The sequence below is a fragment of the Streptomyces sp. NPDC040410 genome (assembly GCF_055595715.1).
In genome coordinates this window covers 273,646-295,811 of sequence record NZ_JBVIVK010000008.1, presented here as the reverse complement: position 1 = coordinate 295,811, position 22,166 = coordinate 273,646, and the positions used below count along the sequence as shown (strand labels likewise).

Here is a 22,166-nt window from a genome sequence, read left to right as displayed (position 1 = left end):
GGCCCTGTCCGACCCGTCCGCCGCGTAAGGCCTGGGTAAAGGATTTACGATACGGCACGGTCTCGTATCGTAATGCGGTTAAGCTCGACGGTATGAGTACTCCTGCTCTCCCGTCCTCGCGGATACCGGAAGCGGTGCACCGGCGCCGCTGGGCGATCCTCGGCGTCCTGATGCTGAGCCTGCTGATCGTGGTGCTCGACAACTCGATCCTCAACGTCGCCATCAAGACGATCTCGACCCCCGCCCCGACCGGCCTGGGAGCCACCCAGAGCGAGCTTGAATGGGCGATCAACTCCTACACCCTCGTCTTCGCCGGACTGCTGTTCACCGCCGGACTCCTCGGCGACCGGCTGGGCCGCAAGAGGGTCCTGCTCGGCGGTCTCGCCGTGTTCGGCATCGGCTCGGCCCTCGCCGCCTTCTCCGGCTCGGCCACGGAGCTCATCTCCTTCCGTGCGCTGATGGGCCTAGGCGCGGCCTTCGTCATGCCGGCCACCCTCGCCGTCCTCATGAACGTCTTCGAGCGCGAGGAACAGCCGAAGGCCATCGGTGTCTGGGCCGGCGGCGTCGGCCTCGCCATCGCCATAGGCCCGATCACCGGAGGTCTGCTCCTCGACCACTTCTGGTGGGGCTCGGTCTTCCTCGTCAACGTGCCGATCGTGCTGCTCGCGTTCGCTCTGATGCTGTGGCTGGTGCCCGACTCCCGCGACCCGAGGCCCGGGCGCATCGACCCGGTCGGTGTCGTCCTGTCCGTCGTCGGCCTCGTCCTGCTCGTCTACGGCATCATCAAGGGCGGCCAGCTCGCGGACTTCACCCACCCGCAGGTCCTGTCGACCATCGGCGCCGGCCTCGCCGTACTCGTCGGCTTCGTCGTCTTCGAGAAGCGCAGCGACCACCCGTCCATCGACATCACGTACTTCGAGAACAGGGTCTTCTCGGCCGCCATCGGTGTGGTCGCGCTGGTCTTCTTCTCGCTGATGGGCGTGACCTTCTTCTCGGTCTTCTACACCCAGAGCGTGCGCGGCTACTCCGCGCTGCAGACCGGTCTGCTGATGCTCCCGCTGGCGGTCGCGCAGACCGTTTTCGCGCCGCGCGTCCGGCTGCTCGTCGACCGCTTCGGCCACCGGGCCACGACCACCGCGGGCATGCTGCTCATCGCCGGGACGCTGGCCGCCTTCACCCTGCTGGAGGCGGACACGCCCATCTGGATTCTCGAGGTCGACTTCTTCCTCATGGGTGCCGGAATGGCACACGTCATGACGCCGACCAGCGTCGTCGTCATGCAGGCCGTGCCGCGCGAGAAGGCCGGCTCCGCCTCCGCGCTCAGCAACACCTTCCGCCAGGTCGGCGGCGCCCTCGGCATCGCCGTCCTCGGCTCGGTCCTGTCGACGGCGTACCGGGGCGGCATCGAGGACAAGCTCGGCGTGCTCCCGGCGGGCCTGCGCCACACCGCGGGCGAGTCCATCGAGGCGACGCTCGGGGTCGCCGCCGGGCTGGGGCCGCGGGGCGAGGCGCTCGTCGGGCCGGCCAACGACGCGTTTCTGCACGCCATGCACGTCACGGCGGCGTGGGGAGCGGGGGTCGCGGCCATCGGCGTGGTGGTGGTCGCACGGTACATGCCGGGGAAACCGCCGGTACGTCAGGAGGGCGAGGAGGAATCGGAGTTGGTGACGGCGGCAGAGTAGAGAGCGCCCGGTGTCCGGCTCCGCCGGGCACCAGGGAGAATCGTCACAGCCCACGGAAGGACGGAGCAACGTGAGCCTCGCCGAACGCCGGCCCTCCCGATCCGGCCCGACCAAGGGGCGCCCCCGCAGCGAGGCCGTGGAACGCGCCATACTCGAGGGCGTGATGAAGCTCCTGGAGGACGGCATTCCGCTCGCCGAACTCTCCATCGAGCGTATCGCCCGCACCGCGGGTGTCGGCAAGGCCGCCATCTACCGCCGGTGGAGCGGCAAGGAGGAACTCTTCGTCGACGTCGTGCGCTCCGTGGAGCCCGCCGACCCGGAACTCCCCGGCACTTCGATGCGTGCCGACCTGGTCGTCCTCATCGAAACGCAGCGGCAGCGGGGCATGCTCAGTCGCCAGTCGGCGATCCTGCACAACGTCTACGCCCAGATGAAGAGCAGCCCGAAGATCTGGGCCGCGTACCACAACACCGTGATCGCCCCCCGGCACCGGCTCGGCGTCGAAGTCCTGCGCCGGGGACAGGCGAACGGCGAACTCCGCGACGACGTCGACATCGAACTGCTCTACGACCTCTTCGTGGGCCCCATACTCGTCCGCTCCGTCCTGCGTCCGGACGGCGAGCTCCCGGACGGTCTCTCCGAACGGATCGTGGACACGCTGCTCGAAGGACTACGGCCCGTCAGTTAGCGCCCCGAGCAGCGTTAATGTGCGCGTTTCGTCACAGCGCGCGCTCCGGCCGCCCGGAAACGGAACTCACAGCGGCGACTTGAACGTCCTCGTGCCCGTACGGCCGCCAGGGGCGGCGAGAACGGAACCGATCATCCCCTAGGGTCGTAGGCGCAGGGGGCGAACGGTGTGCACGGCAGGCAGTGAGGCGACGGTATGGCGCAGCAGGCGTACATGACGGAGACGGCAGACGGCGGCTCGGGGCCCGAGCGTCCGGGAGCCCGGCTTCGGCGCCTGATGAACCGAATGGTGAACCGGATGTTCGGCGGCTGGCGTGGTGACCCGCGGATCTGGCGCCGGGGCATCCTCGTCGCCGCGCTCGCGGTGGTCCTCGCCCTGGTGATGCTGCTGCACGCGCGGATCCCGAACCGGATCGGCAACCTCGGCAGCCTCACGGAGACCTTCCTGCCCTGGCTGGGCGTCCTCGTGCCGGTGCTGCTCGCGCTCGCGTTCGTACGGAAGTCCACGACCGCGCTGATCGCGGTGCTGCTGCCGGCGATCGTGTGGCTGAACCTCTTCGGCGGCCTGCTCACCGACAAGGCCGCCACCGGCGGCGACGTCACGGTGGCCACGCACAACGTCAACGCCGACAACGCGGACCCGTCCGGCACCGCCCGGGACGTGGCCGCCTCCGGCGCGGACGTACTGGCCCTGGAGGAGCTCACGACGTCGGCGGTGCCGGTGTACGAGAAGGCGCTGGCGTCGACGTACAAGTACCACTCGGTGCAGGGCACGGTCGGGCTGTGGAGCAAGTACCCCATGACCGGAGTCGAGGCCGTCGACATCAAGCTGGGCTGGACGCGCGCGATGCGCGCCACGGTGACGACCCCGGCCGGGCCGGTCGCGGTGTACGTCGCCCACCTCCCCTCGGTGCGGGTGAAGCTGGAGGCCGGGTTCACGGCCCGGCAGCGCGACAAGAGCGCTGACGCGCTGGGCGAGGCGATCGCCGACGAGACGATCACCAAGGTCGTGCTGCTCGGCGACCTGAACGGCACGATGAACGACCGCTCGCTCAACGCCGTCACCGCCCAGATGCGCTCCACGCAGGGCGCGGCGGGCAGCGGGTTCGGGTTCAGCTGGCCCGCGTCCTTCCCGATGGCGCGGATCGACCAGATCATGGTGAAGGGGATCGAGCCGGTGAGCTCGTGGTCGCTGCCGGAGACCGGGAGCGACCACCTTCCGGTCGCAGCGCGTGTGAGGGTCGACACGGCGTCGTAACCCGCAGGAACGGGGGGCCGGAGAGACTTTGTTCCGCACATGAACATAAGATGTGCGGCACACCGCTCGTCGCTTCTCCGCTCCCCGAAAGGCAATGGCCCCTTCATGCCTCTGGCCCTGCTCGCCCTCGCCGTTGGCGCTTTCGGCATCGGCACCACCGAGTTCGTGATGATGGGCCTGCTGCCCGACGTCGCCGACGACCTGCACATCTCGATCCCCCTCGCCGGTCATCTGGTCTCGGCCTACGCCCTGGGCGTGGTGATCGGCGCCCCGCTGCTGGCCGCCGTCACCGCGCGCATGTCCCGCCGCAAGGTCCTGATCGGCCTGATGGGCCTGTTCGTGGCGGGCAACGCCCTGTCGGCCTTCGCCCCCGACCACCACTGGCTGCTGGCCGCCCGCTTCCTGAGCGGTCTGCCGCACGGCGCGTTCTTCGGTGTCGGTGCCGTGGTCGCCACGAGCATGGTGGCGCCCGAGCGCAAGGCCCGCTCCGTCTCCCTGATGTTCCTCGGTCTGACCGTCGCCAACATCGTGGGCGTACCCGTCGCCACGCTCATGGGTCAGCACCTGGGCTGGCGCACGACGTTCCTGGGTGTCAGCGCGATCGGGGTCGCCGCGATCGCGTCGCTCGGCCTGCTGATCCCGCACGGCCACGCGCACGCGCCGTCCGGCGGGCTGCGCCGCGAGCTGTCGGCCCTCCGCTCGCTGCCCGTCTGGCTGGCGCTGGGTACGACCGTCGCGGGATTCGGGGCGCTGTTCGCCGCGTACAGCTACATCACGCCGATGCTCACCGACTCCGCCGGATACGCCGACGCCAGCGTGACGCTGCTGCTGGCGCTGTTCGGTGTCGGCGCCACCGTGGGCAACCTGCTCGGCGGACGCCTGGCCGACCACGCGATGCGGGGCACGCTGTTCGGCGGTCTGGTCTCGCTGGTGGTGGTGCTGGGGCTGTTCCCCGTGCTGATGGCGGCGCGGTGGAGTGCGGCGCCGGCGGTCCTGCTGCTCGGCATGGCGGCGTTCGTCACCGGGTCGCCGCTGCAGCTGATGGTCATGGAGAAGGCGGCCGGGGGGCCGTCCCTGGCGTCCTCGGCGAACCAGGCCGCGTTCAACCTGGCGAACGCCGGGGGTGCGTGGATCGGGGGGCTCGCGCTCGCGGCGGGCTTCGGGGCGACATCGCCGGCGGTGGCGGGGGCGGGACTCGCTGTGCTCGGGCTGGGAGTGGCCGGAGTGGCGGCGCTGGTGGACCGGCGGCGCGCTGTTTCGCGGGCCGCCGGGCGCGATCGGGTTGTCGCCGCGGCGTGTGCGCCGCAGCCGTCGGAGGCGTGCCACTCCTGACGGCCGTGGGGGCGGGCGGGGTTGTTCCCGCCCCCGCCGCCCCTGCCCGTGCCGTCCCTGGGGGCTGCCGCCCCCCAGACCCCCGCTTCGGCATGGAAAGGGCCTCGTCCGCAAGCGCCGGACGGGCTGAGAAGGGGGCCGGGGGCGGAGCCCCCAGCCTTGGGTCAGACCGACTCGCGCCAACCGTTCGTGATCGGCAGCCGCCGGTCCTTGCCGAACCCCTTCGCCGAGATCTTCGTGCCCGGCGGGTACTGGCGGCGCTTGTACTCCGCCGTGTCCACCATCCGCAGCGTCTTCGCGACCAGCGCCCCGTCGAAGCCCGCCGCCACGATCTCGTCCGCGCCCTTGTCGTGGTCCACGTACAGGTCGAGGATCGCGTCGAGGACCGGATAGTCCGGCAGCGAGTCCGTGTCGACCTGACCGGGCCGCAGCTCCGCGCTCGGCGGCTTCGTGATCGAGTTCTCGGGGATCGGAGGCGTCTGGCCCCGCTCCGCCGCCGCCCGGTTGCGCCACTCGGCGAGCCGGAAGACCGACGTCTTGTACACGTCCTTGATGGGGCCGTACGCGCCGACCGAGTCGCCGTACAGCGTCGAGTAGCCCACTGCCAGCTCCGACTTGTTGCCGGGGGCCAGGACGATGTGCCCTTCCTGGTTCGAGATCGCCATCAGGAGGGTGCCGCGCAGCCGCGACTGGAGGTTCTCCTCCGCCAGGCCCGTCAGCCCCAGCGAGCCCATGTACGCGTCGAACATCGGCTCGATCGGCACCGTGCGGAAGTTCAGGCCGGTCCTGCGCGCCAGCTCGGCCGCGTCGCCCTTCGAGTGCTCGGACGAGTACTTCGACGGCATGGACACGCCGTAGACGTTCTGCGCGCCCACCGCGTCGCACGCGATCGCCGCGACGAGTGCCGAATCGATTCCGCCGGACAGGCCGATCAGGACCGACGCGAAGCCGTTCTTCGCGACGTACGCCCTCAGGCCCACGACCAGCGCCGAGTAGACCTCCTCGTCGTCGTCGAGCCGCTCGGCGTAGCCACCCGTCAGCTCCGGCTCGTACGCCGGCACCGGGTCCTCGGACAGCACCAGGCGGTCGATGCGCAGTCCGTCGTCCACCACACCCGTCGGCGCGTTCGGTGACGCCGCCGGCAGGTCCAGGTCCAGGACCACACAGCCCTCCGAGAACTGCGGCGCCCGCGCGATCACCTCGCCGTCCCGGTCGACCACGATCGAGTCGCCGTCGAAGACCAGCTCGTCCTGTCCGCCGATCATGGCGAGGTATGCGGTGGTGCAGCCCGCCTCCTGGGCCCGCTTGCGGACCAGCTCCAGTCGGGTGTCGTCCTTGTTGCGCTCGTACGGCGAGGCGTTGATCGAGAGCAGCAGGCCGGCCTCGGCCGAGCGCGCGGCAGGCACCCGGCCGCCGTCCTGCCAGAGGTCCTCGCAGATCGCGAGCGCCACGTCGACGCCGTGCACGCGGACGACCGGCATCGTGTCGCCGGGCACGAAGTAGCGGAACTCGTCGAAGACGCCGTAGTTCGGCAGGTGGTGCTTGGCGAACGTCAGGACCACCTCGCCGCGGTGCAGCACCGCCGCCGCGTTGCGCGGGGCGCCGGCCGGCTGGCCGTACTTCGGCTGGGCGGACTCGGACCGGTCGAGGTAGCCGACGATCACCGGCAGCTCTCCGAAGCCCTCGTCGGCCAGGCGGGCGGCGAGGCCGCGCAGGGCCGCGCGGGACGCCTCCACGAAGGACGACCTGAGGGCCAGGTCCTCGACGGGATACCCGGTCAGCACCATCTCCGGGAACGCCGCCAGATGCGCTCCCTGCTCGGCGGAGTGCCGGGTCCAGCGGACGATCGTCTCGGCGTTCTGGGCGAGGTCGCCGACGCGCGAGTCGATCTGGTTCAGGGCGAGGCGTAGTTGAGGCACGCGCCCCAGTGTAATCGTCAGAGCGACGCGATGGGGTGGCGCGAAGTGTGGGCCACTTCACGCCACCCCGTTCCGCACGGCTCGATCCGGTCGGCTGGATCAGATCGGAGGACGCCTAGGACCGGGCCTTCGCGCCCCGCTCCTTGAGCATGTCCGCCATCAGGTCGATCTCCGACTGCTGCGCGTCGACCATGCCCTGCGCGAGCCGCTTCTCCACCCCGACCGTGCACTTGGCGACACAGCCCTCGGCCATGTGGATGCCGCCCTTGTGATGGTCCGTCATGAGCTGGAGGTAGAAGATCTCGGCCTGCTTGCCGCTGAGCGAATCCAGCTTCTTCATCTCCGTGTTGGTCGCCATGCCCGGCATCAGCGCGCCGTCCTTGCCGGAGGCCATGCCGCCCATGCCCATCCAGGTCATCGGCGCTTTGGACGACACCTTCGGCAGCCCCCACAGGTCCAGCCAGCCCAGCAGCATGCCGCGCTGGTTGGCCTGGGTCTGCGCGATGTCGTAGGCGAGCCGCCGCACCTGCGTGTCGCCGGTGCGGTCGCGCACGATGTACGACATCTCCACGGCCTGCTGGTGGTGCACGGCCATGTCGCGGGCGAACCCGGCGTCCGCGGAGTCGGCCGTCGGGGTGCTGCTTTCGCCGTCGTCCCCGGCGACCGCGTACGTGACCGCGCCGGCCGCGACGAGCACCGCCGCCGAGACCGACGCGATCCAGCCGACGTCCCTCACTGCGACAGACCGCCCGTGCAGGCCGCGCCCGGCTCGGGCGTCTGCTCGCCCTGGACGAACTGCTCGAAGAACTTGTCGACGTTCGGGTCGCTCGCGCTCTGCACCGTGCGCTGCTTGCCCCACGCGGTGAGCATGATCGGGTCCTTCTGCTCGTCGTCCGGGCTCATCAGCGTGTACGGCGTCTTTCTCACCTTCGCCGCCAGCGCGTCGACGTCGGCCTTCGGGGCCTTGCCGGTGTACGTCACCCACACCGCGCCGTGCTCGAGGGAGTGCACGGCGTTCATGTTGTCGAGCGCCTTGGTGTAGACGTCACCGTTGCAGTTCATCCAGACCTGGTTGTGGTCACCCCCGACGGGGGGCTCGGTCGGGTACTTCACGGTCTTGGTGACGTGGGTGCGGCCCAGCGTGCCCTTCCAGGTCTTCACACCGTCCTTGCCGGTGACGAAGTGCCCCGAGGTCTTCGCGTCGGCGCCGTCCTTGCCCTTCTGCGACTCCACGGCGTAGACACCGCCGGCGACGAGACCGGCGACGACCACCACGCCGGCCGCGACGGTCAGGATCCGGTTGCGCCGCTCGCGGGCCTGCTCGGCGCGACGCATCTCCACTATGAACGCCTTGCGTGCCGCGCTGTCGCTCTTCTTGGCGGAGCCCATGAGGGTTGTCCTTCTGGGGAAAGGGGGCCGGTCGGGTCCGCTGATCGTAATAGGGAAGAAGGGGGCCCCTCGTAGGGAGGGCACAGCAGAGGCCGGAGCGCTACGTCCGGCCGATAATTTGAACCGCGGATGCGCATTATTTACGCTGGCTGAATGCGGCTGTTGCGCTCCACCGACCTTGCTCTGCGCGTCCTGATGCGGCTCGCGGTCGAGGACGAGTCCACTCCCACGACCCGCGAGGTCGCGGCCGACATGGACGTGCCGTACACGCACCTGGCGAAAGTCGTCGCCGAACTCCAGCACCTCGGGCTGCTCGCCGCCCGCCGCGGCCGGGGCGGCGGGCTCGCGCTCACCGAGGAGGGGCGCACGGCGTCCGTGGGCGCCGTCGTGCGCACCTTCGAGGGCGACGGCGACGTCGTCGAGTGCGAGGGTGCCACGCCCTGCCCCCTCAACTCCGCCTGCCGGCTGCGCGGGGCGCTGCGCCGGGCCCAGGAGGCGTTCTTCGCCTCGCTGGACCCGCTGACGGTGGCGGACATGATCGAGTCCCCCACCGGACCGCTGCTGCTGGAGATCGGCCGGGCTTCCTGACCAGGGCCCGTCGGCCCCGCGTCCCTACCGGGCCAGCCAGAGGTCCGGCCCGAAGACCTCGTAGTGGATGTCGGCGGGTGCCACACCCTTCTCGATCAGCTGGGCCCGCACCGCACGCATGAAGGGCAGCGGACCGCACAGGTACGCGCGCGTGTACTGCGGTACGTCGACGTCGCGGAGGTCGACCAGGCCGGTGCGGCCGCCGGACCCGGCGGCGTCCGTCTCGTACCAGAAGTGGAGGGCGGCCCGCGGGAGCTTGCCCGCGTACGCCTCGTGGTCGGCGCGCAGCGCGTGGTCGGCGGGGGAGCGGTCGCCGTGCACAACGGTGACCGGGGCGCGGTGCCCGTCCTCGGCGAGCTGCGCCAGCATGGCCACCATCGGGGTCACACCGATGCCGGCCGAGGCGAGCAGCAGGGGCCGCTCGCTGACGTCACCGAGAACGAGATCGCCGTACGGGGCGGACAGCTCCAGGACGTCGCCCTCGCGCACGCGCGCGTGGAGGTGGTGCGAGACCTCGCCGTCGGGCGTGTCGGCGTCGCCGCTCACCCGCTTCACGCTGATCTGCCGCACCGCCTCCGCGCCGGGCGCCCCGGAGAGGCTGTACTGGCGTATCTGACGTGCGCCGTCCGGGAGTTCGACGCGTACGGACACGTACTGGCCCGCGCGGAAGCCGGCCGCCCTCCCGCCGTCGACGGGCCGCAACCGGAAGGTGGCGACATCGGCGGTCTCGGTGACGCGCCCGACGACCTCCCACTGCCGCCAGCCGGGGTCGCCTGCCTCCTCGTACAGCCGCTTCTCGATGGCGACGAGCGCGTTCGCCATCAGCCAGTAGACCTCGTCCCAGGCGGCCGCGACCTCGGGCGTGACGGCCTCGCCGAGGACCTCGGCGATGGCGGCGAAGAGGTGCTCGTGGACGACCGCGTACTGCTCGGGCGTGACGCCCAGGGAGGCGTGCTTTTGGGCGATGCGGCCGAGCATCGCGTCGGGCCGCCGGTCCGGGTGCTCGACGAGATGTGTGGCGAAGGCGGCGATGGAGCCCGCCAGGGCCTGCCGCTGGGTGCCGGCGGCCTGGTTGCCGCGGTTGAAGAGGTCCCGCAGCAGGTCCGGGTGGGCCGTGAACAGGCCCTTGTAGAAGCGCTCGGTGATCTCACCGATGGCGGCTCCGACGGCGGGGAGGGTGGCGCGGACGGTGGCGGCGGACTGCTCGGACAGCATCGGGGCTCCTTGGGCTCAACTGATCGGCACCGTAGTAAAACTTGCATTTGAGATGCAAATTTAAGCGGAGTGGTGTCGCTCACGGAGGCGGGGGTGGGGCGGCCATTACGGATGTCGGCCCGAGCAGGCAAGATGGGCTCCAGAGCGGTACACCTGCCGTACGTGAGGCCTTCACCCCGCGGCCGGTCGGACGATCAAGGTGCGCAACACGCATGAAATGGTGTTGTGGTGGGATGCTCAGGTGCCCTACCGCCTCCTGTGGTACGGGAGGCGGGTGGCCTGACCAGCAAGGATGGGGAAGCGGAAGATGGACAAGCAGCAGGAGTTCGTGCTCCGGACGTTGGAGGAGCGCGACATCCGGTTCGTACGCCTGTGGTTCACGGACGTGCTGGGCTTCCTCAAGTCCGTCGCCGTGGCCCCCGCCGAGCTGGAGCAGGCGTTCGACGAGGGCATCGGCTTCGACGGCTCCGCGATCGAGGGCTTCGCCCGGGTCTACGAGTCCGACATGATCGCCAAGCCGGACCCGTCGACCTTCCAGGTCCTGCCGTGGCGCGCGGAGGCCCCGGGCACCGCCCGCATGTTCTGCGACATCCTCATGCCGGACGGTTCCCCGTCCTTCGCCGACCCGCGCTACGTCCTCAAGCGTGCCCTCGCCCGCACCTCCGACCTGGGCTTCACCTTCTACACCCACCCGGAGATCGAGTTCTTCCTGCTGAAGGACCGCCCGCTCGACGGCTCACGCCCGACGCCCGCCGACAACTCCGGCTACTTCGACCACACCCCGCAGAACATCGGCATGGACTTCCGCCGCCAGGCGATCACCATGCTGGAGTCGATGGGCATCTCGGTCGAGTTCTCCCACCACGAGGGCGCCCCGGGCCAGCAGGAGATCGACCTGCGCTACGCCGACGCGCTCTCGACGGCGGACAACATCATGACGTTCCGCCTGGTCATGAAGCAGGTGGCGCTGGAGCAGGGGGTCCAGGCGACCTTCATGCCGAAGCCGTTCTCCGAGCACCCCGGCTCGGGCATGCACACGCACCTCTCCCTCTTCGAGGGCGACCGCAACGCGTTCTACGAGTCCGGCGCGGAGTACCAGCTCTCCAAGGTCGGCCGGTCCTTCATCGCGGGCCTGCTCAAACACGCTGCGGAGATCGCGGCCGTCACCAACCAGTGGGTCAACTCCTACAAGCGCATCTGGGGCGGCTCGGAGCGCACGGCCGGCGCCGGCGGCGAGGCCCCGTCCTACATCTGCTGGGGCCACAACAACCGCTCCGCCCTGGTCCGCGTCCCGATGTACAAGCCCGGCAAGACCGGCTCGGCCCGCATCGAGGTCCGCTCCATCGACTCCGGCGCCAACCCGTACCTGGCGTACGCGGTGCTCCTGGCCGCCGGCCTCAAGGGCATCGAGGAGGGTTACGAGCTCCCGCCGGGCGCCGAGGACGACGTCTGGGCCCTCTCCAACTCCGAGCGCCGCGCGATGGGCATCGAACCCCTGCCCCAGAACCTGGGCGAGGCCCTCACCCTGATGGAACGCAGCGACCTGGTCGCCGAGACGCTGGGCGAACACGTCTTCGACTTCTTCCTCCGCAACAAGCGCCAGGAGTGGGAGGAGTACCGCTCCGAGGTCACCGCCTTCGAGCTGAAGAAGAACCTGCCGGTGCTGTAAGCGCAGGTCAGAGCGGGTTTGCCGTTGATCCGGCAACCGGTGCCCACGGGCGAGGACCGTCGGCACCGGTGCGTCTCACCAGCCCGGCGGCCGGGGCGCTACCGGGCTGCCAGCTTGGCCAGTACCTGGTGCAGCGGCTCGGTCGCCCTGCGCCGGTACTCCTGGATCGCCCAGCCGTTGCCGTCCGGGTCCTTGAAGTACATGAACGTGGCGCCGTCCTGCGGTGCGAACTGCTGGGGCTCGGTGACGTCGAGGCCACGTGCGGTCAGCTCCTCGTACGCGGCCTTGGCGTCCGTGACGCACAGCTGCATCCCGTGGTACGTCCCCGGCCGCGGCGTCCCCGTCGGCACCTGGAGCCCGTCGACGAGCGCGATCGAACAGCCGGAGCCGGGCGGCGTGAGCTGGACGATCCGGACGCCCTCCATCACCTCGCCGTCGAGGTCGACGTGGAAGCCGACCTTGTCCCGGTAGAACTCCTTGGCCCGGTCCACGTCGGAGACCGGCAGCAGCACCACTTCGAGGCTCATGTCCATGACGACTCCCTTGTCGTGCGTCAGCCCTGCGTCACCCGAACCGCCACCGCGTCTGGCTGAACGGCTCCCCCTTACCGAAGCCGAAAACCGTACCGGGCGCCACCGCGAATACCAGGGCGTGTCCCGGGCCGTGGTGGAAGTAGCCGTCCCGCACCTCGAAGTGCCAGAAACCGCCGTACTTGGACTCCCACGCCGACGCGAGCCGGCGCAGCCTGCCGTCGTCGGCCACGCGCACGGCCTCGCCCTCCACCACCAGGTCGTAGCCCTCGTTCCAGGCGTTGGTGCCGGTCGTCAGCACGACGTGCGGGTTGTCCGCCAGGTTCTTCGCCTTGCGCTCCTCGGGCCCCGTACAGAAGTGCAGCGCGCCGTCCGCCCACACCGCGGGCAGCGGGGTCACGTGCGGCCGCCCGTCCGGCCGTACGGTCGAGATCCAGAACAGCTCGGCCTCGGCGAGCAGCGCCTCGGCCTCGGTCCAGGTGGCCGGGGTGGCCTCCGGGTCGCTGTAGCGGGGGTCGAGACGGGTCTGCGGGGCGTGGTTCACCATGGGCTCTCCTCCTCGTAAAGAATGCTCGGAACAAAGGGGAGACCGTGCCAGTCGAGAGATCTCACCGGTCGGGTCGGGGACGCCCGCAGGCTCTCCGGTTAGGCTCAAGCGCGTACGACCTTGATCCGACGGCTCGTACGAGCGAGATCCACGGCTCGTACGAGGCTGATCCACACGGGAGGCCGACGATGACGGCGCCGGGGCGCAGGAGCAGTACCTTCACGCGGCTGCTGCGGCACGGCTTCACCGCCCCCTCGGCCGCCGAGCGCCTGCTGGACAGCGCGGAACTCGCTCCCGTGCGCGACGACCCGGTGCTGCTGGAGGCGCTGGGCGCGACCGCCGACCCGGACCTGGCCCTGCAGGGTCTCGTACGGCTGCTGGAGGCGCAGCGCACCCCCGCCGCCCGGCGTGAACTGCTCGACACGCTCATAGCGGCCAAACCACTGCGCGACCGGCTGCTCGGCGTGCTCGGCGCCTCCGCCGCGCTCGCCGACCACCTCGCCCGGCACCCGAGCGACTGGCAGGCGCTCGTGATGTACGAGCCGCGTGACCTCCACCCCGGGGTGGAGGAGTTCGAGCGCGGCCTCGCCGGGGCGACCGATCCGGTCTCCCTGCGCGTCGCCTACCGGCGCTGCCTGCTGTCCATCGCCGCCCGCGACGTGTGCGGTACCACCGACCTCGCCGCGACCGCCGCCGAACTCGCCGACCTCGCCACCGCGACCCTGCGCGCCGCCCTCGCCGTCGCGCGGGCCGCCGCGCCCGACGACTCCGCGCTGTGCCGGCTCGCGGTCATCGCGATGGGCAAGTGCGGCGGCCACGAGCTGAACTACGTCTCCGACGTCGACGTCATCTTCGTCGGCGAGGCCGTCGAGGGCGCCGACGAGGGCAAGGCGCTGCGTGCCGCGACCAAGCTCGCCTCGCACATGATGCGGGTCTGCTCGGAGACGACCGTCGAAGGCTCGATCTGGCCCGTGGACGCCAACCTGCGCCCCGAGGGCAGGAACGGTCCGCTGGTGCGCACGCTCAGCAGCCACCTCGCCTACTACCAGCGCTGGGCGAAGACCTGGGAGTTCCAGGCGCTGCTCAAGGCCCGCCCGGTGGCCGGGGACATCGAACTCGGCGAGGAGTACGTCGCCGCGCTCGAACCCCTCGTGTGGAAGGCGGCCGAGCGCGAGAACTTCGTCGCCGACGTGCAGAAGATGCGCCGCCGGGTCGTCGAGAACATCCCGGCCGCGGAGATCGACCGCGAGCTGAAGCTCGGACCCGGCGGCCTCAGGGACGTCGAATTCGCCGTGCAGCTCCTGCAGTTGGTGCACGGCAGGGCCGACGCCTCCCTGCGCAGCGGCACCACCCTGCACGCCCTGCAGGCGCTGGCCGCCGGCGGCTACGTCGGCCGCGCGGACGCGGTACAGCTCGACGAGGCCTACCGCTTCCTGCGCTCCATGGAGCACCGCATCCAGCTCTACCGGCTGCGCCGCACCCACCTCGTCCCGGAGGACGAGGCCGATCTGCGCCGCATCGGCCGCTCCCTCGGGCTGCGCGCCGACCCGGTCGCCGACCTCAACCGCGAGTGGAAACGGCACACCAGCGTCGTACGACGTCTGCACGAGAAGCTCTTCTACCGCCCGCTGCTCGACGCCGTCGCCCAACTCGCGTCCGGTGAGGCCCGGTTGAGCCCGGAGGCGGCCCGCGAGCGGCTGGTCGCGCTCGGGTACGCCGATCCCGCCGCCGCGCTGCGTCACCTGGAGGCGCTGGCCTCCGGCGTCACCCGCAAGGCCGCCATCCAGCGCACCCTTCTGCCCGTCCTGCTGGGCTGGTTCGCGGACTCCGCGGACCCGGACGCCGGCCTGCTCAACTTCCGCAAGGTGTCGGACGCCCTCGGCAAGACCCCCTGGTATCTGCGGCTGCTCCGGGACGAGGGCGCGGCGGCCGAGAACCTCGCCCGCGTGCTGTCCGCCGGCCGGCTCGCCCCCGACCTGCTGATGCGCGCGCCCGAGGCCGTCGCGCTGCTCGGCGACGGCGACGGCGGCGGGCTGGAACAGCGGGGACGGGCCCACCTGGAGCAGGAGATCCTCGCCGCGGTCGGCCGCGCCGACGACGCCGCGCAGGCGGTCACCGCGGCCCGCGGCGTCCGCCGCCGCGAACTATTCCGTACGGCCGCCGCGGACATCGTCGGCTCCTACGGCACCGAGGCCCAGCCCGCCGAGGCCGACCAGGGCGCCCTCGTGGACCGCGTCGGCGGCGCGATCTCCGACCTCACGGCCGCGACCCTGGCCGGTACGCTCCGCGCGGTCGTCCGCGAGGGCTGGGGCGACACCCTGCCCACCCGCTTCGCCGTCATCGGCATGGGCCGCTTCGGCGGCCACGAACTCGGCTACGGCTCCGACGCGGACGTCCTGTTCGTGCACGAGCCGCGCGAGGGCGTCGACGAGCGGGAAGCCGCCGACGCGGCGGGCAAGGTCGTCTCCGAGATGCGCCGACTGCTCCAGATCCCCAGCGCCGACCCGCCCCTGCTCATCGACGCCGACCTGCGGCCGGAGGGCAAGTCCGGACCGCTCGTACGGACGTTGAAGTCGTACGAGGCCTACTACCGGCGCTGGTCCCTGGTGTGGGAGTCGCAGGCGCTGCTGCGGGCCGAACCCGTCGCCGGGGACCAGGAGCTGAGCCGCCGGTTCGTCGAACTGATCGACCCCCTGCGCTATCCGGCCGGCGGGCTCGGCGACGACGCCGTGCGCGAGATCCGGCGTCTGAAGGCCCGAATGGAGTCCGAGCGGCTGCCTCGCGGCGCCGACCCGAAGCTGCACACCAAGCTCGGGCCCGGGGGCCTGTCCGACGTCGAGTGGACGGTGCAGCTGCTCCAGTTGCGGCACGGTTCGACGGAACCCCGGCTGCGCACCACCCGCACCCGCGACGCCCTGGCCGCCGCGTGCGCCGCCGGCCTCATCTCCGCCGAGGACGCCGGAACACTGGACGAGGCGTGGGTGCTCGCGACCCGCGTACGCAACGCGGTGATGCTGGTGCGCGGTCGCGCCGGGGACACGTTCCCGTCGGGCGGGCGTGAACTCGTCGCGATGGGGCGCTATCTGGGGTACGGACCCGGCCACGTGGGCGACATGCTCGACGACTACCGGCGGACCACGCGAAGGGCGCGGGGCGTGGTGGACGAGCTGTTCTACGCCTCCGGGAACGGCAGGTCACGGTAGGTCGGGCGGGCCGTGCGGAAGGGCGGGTGACGGCAGCTCCGCGGTCTGGGCGAAACGGCAGGCCCGGCAGGTCACGGAGGGTCACGAAAGGTCACGGCGGTCGCATGGCAGGTCGGGGCGCCGGGCGGAATGCCGGCCCGTACGGCAGGCCGCGCACCGGGCCGGTGCGGGCCGCCAGCGGGTCAGCCCCAGCCCCGTGGCCACGACGGCCAGGCGACCGGAACCGGTGCGGTCGATCTACGCGGCCGTGTGCGAGACGGCCCCGCCCCAGCCCGCCCCGGGAGCGTTCATCGAGGCGCTACGGGATGCCGGGGCGACGTGACGTCGTCGGTCGTGGACCGGGCGCACGGCTTCACCGGCGTGGGCCGGGGAAGAGCGTACGGCAGCGCCCCGTACCAGACCCAGGCCACCGCGAAGCCGAAGGCCAGGCACAGCACGCCGCCCACCGCGTCCAGCCAGAAATGGTTGGCGGTGGCGACGATGACCACCAGGGTCGCCGCCGGGTAGAGCAGGCCGAGCACCCGGACCCACGGCACCCTGGCCAGCGCGAAGACGGTCAGTCCGCACCACACGGACCAGCCGATGTGCATCGACGGCATCGCGGCGAACTGGTTCGACATGTTCTTCAGGTCGCCGGAGGCCATCGAACCCCAGGTCTGATGGACCATGACGGTGTCGATGAAGTCGCCGCCGTTCATCAGACGGGGCGGGGCGAGCGGATACAGGTAGTAACCGACCAGGGCGACGACCGTCGTCGCGAACAGCACCAGCCGGGTGGCCGCGTAGCGGCCCGGGTGTCTGCGGTACAGCCACACCAGGACGCCCAGCGTCACCACGAAGTGCAACGTCGCGTAGTAGTAGTTCATACCGACGACGAGCCAGCTCACCGAGTTCACGGCTTGGTTGACGGACTGCTCCACGGCGATGCCGAGTTGGTGCTCGGCCTTCCAGATCCAGTCGGCGTTGCGCAGCGCCTGGACCTTCTGTTCCGGGACCGCGTTGCGGACCAGTGAGTACGTCCAGTAACTCACAGCGATCAGCAGGATCTCGAACCACAGCCGGGGACGGCGGGGGGTGCGCAGACGGCGCAGCTGGCCCTGCCCCGCCGCGTCGTTCGCGACGGGGTGCGGAGCGACCTCTCCGAGGCCCTCCGGTGGCGTCACGGTCGTCTCACCCATAGGCACAGAGTCTGCCAGAAAAGCGTTACCCTCAGATCATCCCCGCGTCGGGTTCGCGCCGCATGTTCTACGTCGGGTGATCATGGGCGATTCCGGTCCCCGGGTGCCGAGGCCGTCGAGCCGCGCACCACCAGCTCCGGCATGAACACGAACTCGCTGTGCGGCGCCGGCGTCCCGCCGATCTCCTCCAGGAGCGTGCGCACCGCTGCCTGGCCCATCGCCGGGACCGGCTTACGGATCGTCGTCAGCGGGGGATCGGTGAAGGCGATCAGCGGGGAGTCGTCGAAGCCCACCACCGAGACGGCCTTCGGGACGTCCAGACCCCGCTGCCGGGCCGCCCGAATCGCGCCCAGTGCCATCATGTCGCTCGCGCAGACCACCGCGGTGCAGTCGCGGTCGATCAGCGCGGTGGCGGCGGCCTGCCCGCCCTCCAGGGTGTACAGGGAGTGCTGCACGAGCTCCGCCTCGATGGCCTGCGGGCTCAGCCCCAGCTGGTCCTGCATCGTGCGGACGAAGCCCTCGATCTTGCGCTGTACCGGCACGAAGCGCTTCGGGCCCAGCGCCAGCCCGATCCGGGTGTGGCCGAGCGACACCAGGTGCGTGACCGCCAGCGTCATCGCGGCGCGGTCGTCGGGGGAGATGAACGGCGCCTGCACCTTCGGGGAGAAGCCGTCCACGAGCACGAAGGGCACGCCCTGCGCCCGCAGCTGCTCGTAGCGCTGCATGTCGGCGGTGGTGTCCGCGTGCAGGCCGGAGACGTAGATGATTCCGGCGACCCCGCGGTCCACCAGCATCTCGGTGAGCTCGTCCTCCGTGGACCCGCCGGGAGTCTGGGTGGCGAGGACCGGCGTGTAGCCCTGCCGGGTCAGCGCCTGGCCGATCACCTGGGCCAGCGCCGGGAAGATCGGGTTCTCCAGCTCCGGCGTTATCAGGCCCACGAGGCCCTCGCTGCGCTGCCGCAGACGCACCGGGCGTTCGTAGCCCAGCACGTCGAGTGCGGCCAGCACGGACTGGCGGGTGGTGGCGGCGACACCCGGCTTCCCGTTGAGGACGCGGCTGACGGTCGCTTCGCTCACCCCCGCCTGAGCAGCGATGTCGGCTAGCCGTGTGGTCACAGGGGTGGACTGTACCGGCCAGGTGTCACCTTGCACACCAATCGGACGCCTTGGGCGCCCTGTGGAACGGCCCTGTCCGCGCTGCTGCGTCATCGCGCTCCCTCGTGAAAGTGATGGCAAGAGCTTGCAGAGTCTTGCACGTCGGCCCCTGCCCTGCTCTGTGGCGGTTCTACCGTGCCAATAATGGTCTCGTGACGGTCGCTCGCGCGTCACGTCCGGATAACTTCGGAGGTCTCTTGCACTTTTTTGCAGCAAGGTCTTTCGCAACGCTTTCAACGCTGTTACGTTCACGTCGCCCGGCCGCCGCAACGGCGCAGTCGGCAAGACGGCAGGAGCGGCGGACGGGACCGCCACCTGCACCACACGGGCTTTCACCCTCAAGGAGAACTCATGCGGCGTGGCATAGCGGCCACCGCGCTGGTGGCGTCCCTCGCTCTCGCGGCGACGGCCTGCGGCGGGGACGACAGCGGCAGCGACAAGTCGAGCGGGCCGGTCACCATCACGTGGTGGGACACATCCAACGCCACCAATGAGGCGCCGACGTACCAGGCCTTGGTCAAGGAGTTCGAGGCCGCCAACAAGGACATCAAGGTCAAGTACGTCAACGTGCCCTTCGACCAGGCGCAGAACAAGTTCGACACGGCCGCCGGCTCCAAGGGCGCCCCGGACATCCTGCGCTCCGAGGTCGGCTGGACCCCCGCCTTCGCCAAGAAGGGCTTCTTCCAGCCGCTGGACGGCACCGAGGCCCTCGCGGACCGGAGCAAGTTCCAGCCCAACCTGATCGAGCAGGCCAAGTACGACGGCAAGACCTACGGCGTGCCGTTCGTCACCGACACCCTCGCGCTGGTCTACAACAAGCGGCTCTTCGAGAAGGCGGGCGTCGAGGCCCCCAAGACCTGGGACGACCTGAAGAAGGCCGCCGCCACGATCAAGAGCAAGACCGGTGTCGACGGCTACTGGGGCTCCACCCAGGCCTACTACGCCCAGACGTTCCTCTACGGCGAGGGCACCGACACCGTCGACGCCGCCGCCAAGAAGATCACCGTCAACTCGGACGCCGCGAAGAAGGGCTACGAGACCTGGCTGAGCCTGTTCGACGGCAAGGGCCTGCACAAGGCCGACACCACCGCCGACGCCTACGCCCACATCCAGGAGGCGTTCGTCAGCGGCAAGGTCGCCGCGATCATCCAGGGCCCCTGGGAGATCACGAACTTCTACAAGGGCTCGGCCTTCAAGGACAAGGCCAACCTCGGCATCGCCACCGTCCCGGCCGGCTCCACCGGCAAGGCGGGCGCTCCGACCGGCGGCCACAACCTGTCGATCTACGCCGGCTCGGACGCCGCGCACCAGAAGGCCGCGCAGAAGTTCGTCAACTTCATGACCTCGGCGAAGTCCCAGGCGGCCATCGCCCTGAAGAACTCCACGCTGCCGACGCGTGACGACGCCTACACCGCCGAGGTCAAGGCCGACCCGGGCATCGCCGGCTACCAGGGCGTCCTGCCGAACGCCCAGCCGCGCCCGGCGCTGCCCGAGTACAGCTCCCTGTGGGGCCCGCTGGACACCGAGCTGCCGCAGATCGCCGGCGGCAAGAAGTCCCTGGACAAGGGTCTGGGCAACGCCGAGACCGCGATCGCCAAGCTGGTCCAGGACTTCACCAAGTAGGCCCGCGTGGCCGTCGCATCTGCCCGGGGGACAGATGCGACGGCCACCGTCCTGCGTCCAGCCACCCCGTAGTGCCGTAGAGCTGCCGATCTTCAAGAAGGTTGTCGAACCATGACAGTCGCCATCGATCGCGCGACAGGAAAGACCCGAGGTGACCGCACGCCGCGCCCCGGGCGGCTCCAGCGCCTCAAGCACGGATACCAGAAGCACTGGTACGCCTACGCGATGATCGCGCCCGTGGTCGTCGTCCTCGGCGTCCTCGTGATCTACCCGCTGGTGTACGGCGTCTACCTCACCCTCACCGACGCCAACAGCCTCAACACGGCCCGCACGATCGGCGTCAACCACATCGACGCCACCTACAAGTTCATCGGCCTCGACAACTACGCCGACATCCTGTGGGGTCCCACGGCGTACGAGCGCTTCTGGTCGCACTTCGTCTGGACCATCGTCTGGACCGCGCTCTGCGTCACCCTGCACTACGTCATCGGCCTCGGCCTCGCCCTCCTGCTCAACCAGAAGCTGCGCGGGCGGACCCTCTACCGGCTCATCCTGATCCTGCCCTGGGCCGTGCCGACCTTCGTCACCGTCTTCGGCTGGCGCTTCATGCTCGCCGACGGCGGCGTGATCAACTCCGCCCTGGACGCGCTCCACCTGCCGTCACCGCTGTGGCTGGAGGACACCTTCTGGCAGCGGTTCGCCGCGATCATGGTCAACACCTGGTGCGGCGTCCCCTTCATGATGCTGTCGCTGCTCGGCGGCCTCCAGTCCATCGACACCTCGCTCTACGAGGCCGCCGAGATGGACGGCGCGAGCGCCTGGCAGCAGTTCCGGTACGTCACCCTGCCGGGCCTCAGGTCCGTCAGCTCCACCGTCGTGCTCCTCGGCATCATCTGGACCTTCAACCAGTTCGCGATCATCTTCCTGCTGTTCGGCAACACCGCCCCCGACGCCCAGATCCTCGTCACCTGGGCCTACTACCTCGGCTTCGGGCAGCAGCCGCGCGACTTCGCGCAGTCGGCTGCCTACGGCATCCTGCTGCTGGCCATCCTGATCGTCTTCACCTCCTTCTACCGCCGCTGGCTGAACCGCAATGACCAGCAGCTCGCGATCTGAGGCAGGAGTCCCCATGAGCACCACCACTGTTGACACCCCCGGCGCGGTGACCGGCCAGGACTCCGGGGCCGCCGAGCCGCGCAAGGTGCGCACCCGTGGCGAGAGCGGCCCGGCCACGCGCCTCGCCTCCCACGGCATCCTGATCGTCGCGAGCCTGATCGCGCTCTTCCCCGTCGCCTGGCTGGTCTTCCTGTCCCTCGGCCCGGACAAGGACGACTATCTGCACCCCGGGCGCATCTGGGGCAAGATGACACTCGACAACTACACATTCGTCCTGCAGCACACGCAGTTCTTCGACTGGCTGCTGACCACGATGGTCGTCACGCTCGGCACCACAGCCATCGGTGTGATCATCTCCGCCACCACCGGCTACGCGGTCTCGCGCATGCGCTTCCCGGGCTACAAGAAGTTCATGTGGGTACTCCTGCTGACCCAGATGTTCCCGGTAGCGGTACTGATGGTGCCGATGTACCAGATCCTTTCGGACCTGCAGCTCATCGACACGTACCCTGGTCTCATCCTTGTCTACTGCTCGACCGTCGTCCCGTACTGTGCGTGGCTGATGAAGGGCTACTTCGACACCATCCCGTTCGAGATCGACGAGGCAGGGCGTGTCGACGGGCTGACCCCCTTCGGCACGTTCGCGCGACTGATCCTGCCGCTCGCCAAGCCGGGCCTGGCGGTCGCCGCCTTCTACAGCTTCCTCACGGCCTTCGGCGAGGTGGCGTTCGCCTCGACGTTCATGCTGTCCGACACGAAGTACACGTTCGCGGTCGGTCTGCAGACCTTCGTCAGCGAGCACGATGCCCAGCGCAACCTCATGGCCGCCACCGCGGTGCTGATCGCGATACCCGTCTCCGCGTTCTTCTACTTCGTGCAGAAGAACCTGGTGACCGGCCTGACCGCGGGCGGCACGAAGGGCTGATGCCATTCGGCCCTCCCCGGATGCTCCCGCGCGCCTGACCGCGTGGGCGGCGGCCGCGGTGCCCCGTCCGACCCCGCGGGCACGGCGGCCGCCTCGTCACCCGCCGCCGTACACCCACAGCTCCATGACCCGAACCCCGCACGCATCAAGG

The 22,166-nt window shown here is 70.2% G+C and carries 18 protein-coding genes; 10 read left to right on the top strand and 8 right to left on the bottom strand.

Going from position 1 to position 22,166, the window contains the following annotated elements; translation table 11 throughout:
* The first annotated feature begins 92 nt into the window (after positions 1–92).
* The 4 genes from ACZ562_RS19220 to ACZ562_RS19205 all read left to right on the top strand — a co-directional run bounded on the left by ACZ562_RS19220 (position 93) and on the right by ACZ562_RS19205 (position 4,959).
* Positions 93–1,682 carry an MFS transporter gene (locus ACZ562_RS19220; RefSeq protein ID WP_471180244.1) on the top strand — a complete coding sequence of 530 codons (1,590 nt, stop codon included), beginning with the start codon at positions 93–95 and terminating at the stop codon, positions 1,680–1,682.
* Positions 1,683–1,752: 70 nt separating this feature from the next.
* Entirely contained in the window at positions 1,753–2,370 is a 618-nt protein-coding gene (locus tag ACZ562_RS19215; RefSeq protein ID WP_471180242.1) for a TetR/AcrR family transcriptional regulator, read from the top strand.
* A 297-nt stretch (positions 2,371–2,667) separates the two neighbouring features.
* Positions 2,668–3,627 (top strand): endonuclease/exonuclease/phosphatase family protein, encoded by a 960-nt coding sequence (locus ACZ562_RS19210; protein ID WP_471180335.1) that lies wholly within the window; start codon positions 2,668–2,670, stop codon positions 3,625–3,627.
* A gap of 105 nt (positions 3,628–3,732) precedes the next feature.
* Entirely contained in the window at positions 3,733–4,959 is a 1,227-nt protein-coding gene (locus ACZ562_RS19205) for an MFS transporter (RefSeq protein WP_471180239.1), read from the top strand.
* Between the two features lie 164 nt (positions 4,960–5,123).
* Here the strand turns inward: ACZ562_RS19205 and ACZ562_RS19200 are convergent, their stop codons facing one another.
* The 3 genes from ACZ562_RS19200 to ACZ562_RS19190 form a co-directional block, all read right to left on the bottom strand.
* Positions 5,124–6,878 carry an NAD+ synthase gene (locus tag ACZ562_RS19200; RefSeq protein ID WP_471180236.1) on the bottom strand — a complete coding sequence of 585 codons (1,755 nt, stop codon included), beginning with the start codon at positions 6,876–6,878 and terminating at the stop codon, positions 5,124–5,126.
* Between the two features lie 115 nt (positions 6,879–6,993).
* Positions 6,994–7,614, bottom strand: a complete 621-nt coding sequence (locus ACZ562_RS19195; protein WP_471180234.1) for a DUF305 domain-containing protein — start codon at positions 7,612–7,614, stop codon at positions 6,994–6,996.
* On the bottom strand, positions 7,611–8,267 hold the full coding sequence (locus ACZ562_RS19190) for a DUF3105 domain-containing protein (protein ID WP_471180231.1): 657 nt from the start codon (positions 8,265–8,267) through the stop codon (positions 7,611–7,613). The genes ACZ562_RS19195 and ACZ562_RS19190 overlap by 4 nt, the downstream gene beginning before the upstream one ends.
* Positions 8,268–8,420: 153 nt before the next feature.
* Here ACZ562_RS19190 and ACZ562_RS19185 point away from each other — a divergent pair, with 153 nt between their 5' ends.
* Positions 8,421–8,855, top strand: a complete 435-nt coding sequence (locus tag ACZ562_RS19185; RefSeq protein ID WP_471180229.1) for an RrF2 family transcriptional regulator — start codon at positions 8,421–8,423, stop codon at positions 8,853–8,855.
* A gap of 24 nt (positions 8,856–8,879) precedes the next feature.
* Here ACZ562_RS19185 and ACZ562_RS19180 read toward each other — a convergent pair whose 3' ends face one another.
* Complete coding sequence (locus ACZ562_RS19180; protein WP_471180226.1) at positions 8,880–10,070, bottom strand: globin domain-containing protein; 1,191 nt, start codon at positions 10,068–10,070, stop codon at positions 8,880–8,882.
* A 307-nt stretch (positions 10,071–10,377) separates the two neighbouring features.
* On the opposite strand from ACZ562_RS19180, the gene glnA reads away from it, so the two are divergent.
* On the top strand, positions 10,378–11,739 hold the full coding sequence (gene glnA / locus ACZ562_RS19175; protein ID WP_471180223.1) for a type I glutamate--ammonia ligase: 1,362 nt from the start codon (positions 10,378–10,380) through the stop codon (positions 11,737–11,739).
* A 98-nt stretch (positions 11,740–11,837) separates the two neighbouring features.
* On the opposite strand, the gene ACZ562_RS19170 is transcribed toward glnA, so the two are convergent.
* On the bottom strand, positions 11,838–12,272 hold the full coding sequence (locus ACZ562_RS19170) for a VOC family protein (protein ID WP_471180220.1): 435 nt from the start codon (positions 12,270–12,272) through the stop codon (positions 11,838–11,840).
* 31 nt (positions 12,273–12,303) lie between these two features.
* Positions 12,304–12,816: a pyridoxamine 5'-phosphate oxidase family protein gene (locus tag ACZ562_RS19165; protein ID WP_471180217.1), complete on the bottom strand. Its 513-nt coding sequence runs from the start codon at positions 12,814–12,816 to the stop codon at positions 12,304–12,306.
* A gap of 188 nt (positions 12,817–13,004) precedes the next feature.
* On the opposite strand from ACZ562_RS19165, the gene ACZ562_RS19160 reads away from it, so the two are divergent.
* On the top strand, positions 13,005–16,019 hold the full coding sequence (locus ACZ562_RS19160) for a bifunctional [glutamine synthetase] adenylyltransferase/[glutamine synthetase]-adenylyl-L-tyrosine phosphorylase (RefSeq protein WP_471180214.1): 3,015 nt from the start codon (positions 13,005–13,007) through the stop codon (positions 16,017–16,019).
* Positions 16,020–16,306: 287 nt separating this feature from the next.
* Here ACZ562_RS19160 and ACZ562_RS19155 read toward each other — a convergent pair whose 3' ends face one another.
* Both ACZ562_RS19155 and ACZ562_RS19150 read right to left on the bottom strand, forming a co-directional pair.
* Positions 16,307–17,197 carry a phosphatase PAP2 family protein gene (locus ACZ562_RS19155; protein ID WP_471180211.1) on the bottom strand — a complete coding sequence of 297 codons (891 nt, stop codon included), beginning with the start codon at positions 17,195–17,197 and terminating at the stop codon, positions 16,307–16,309.
* A gap of 80 nt (positions 17,198–17,277) precedes the next feature.
* Entirely contained in the window at positions 17,278–18,312 is a 1,035-nt protein-coding gene (locus ACZ562_RS19150; protein WP_471180209.1) for a LacI family DNA-binding transcriptional regulator, read from the bottom strand.
* A gap of 390 nt (positions 18,313–18,702) precedes the next feature.
* Between ACZ562_RS19150 and ACZ562_RS19145 the strand changes: the two genes are divergently transcribed.
* The 3 genes from ACZ562_RS19145 to ACZ562_RS19135 all read left to right on the top strand — a co-directional run bounded on the left by ACZ562_RS19145 (position 18,703) and on the right by ACZ562_RS19135 (position 22,015).
* Positions 18,703–19,974, top strand: coding sequence for an extracellular solute-binding protein (locus ACZ562_RS19145; protein ID WP_471180206.1), 1,272 nt, complete (start codon positions 18,703–18,705; stop codon positions 19,972–19,974).
* 111 nt (positions 19,975–20,085) lie between these two features.
* The gene (locus tag ACZ562_RS19140; protein WP_471180203.1) at positions 20,086–21,090 is read left to right on the top strand and encodes a carbohydrate ABC transporter permease; all 1,005 of its coding nucleotides are present in this window, start codon (positions 20,086–20,088) and stop codon (positions 21,088–21,090) included.
* A 13-nt stretch (positions 21,091–21,103) separates the two neighbouring features.
* On the top strand, positions 21,104–22,015 hold the full coding sequence (locus ACZ562_RS19135) for a sugar ABC transporter permease (RefSeq protein WP_471180201.1): 912 nt from the start codon (positions 21,104–21,106) through the stop codon (positions 22,013–22,015).
* Positions 22,016–22,166: the final 151 nt, after the last annotated feature.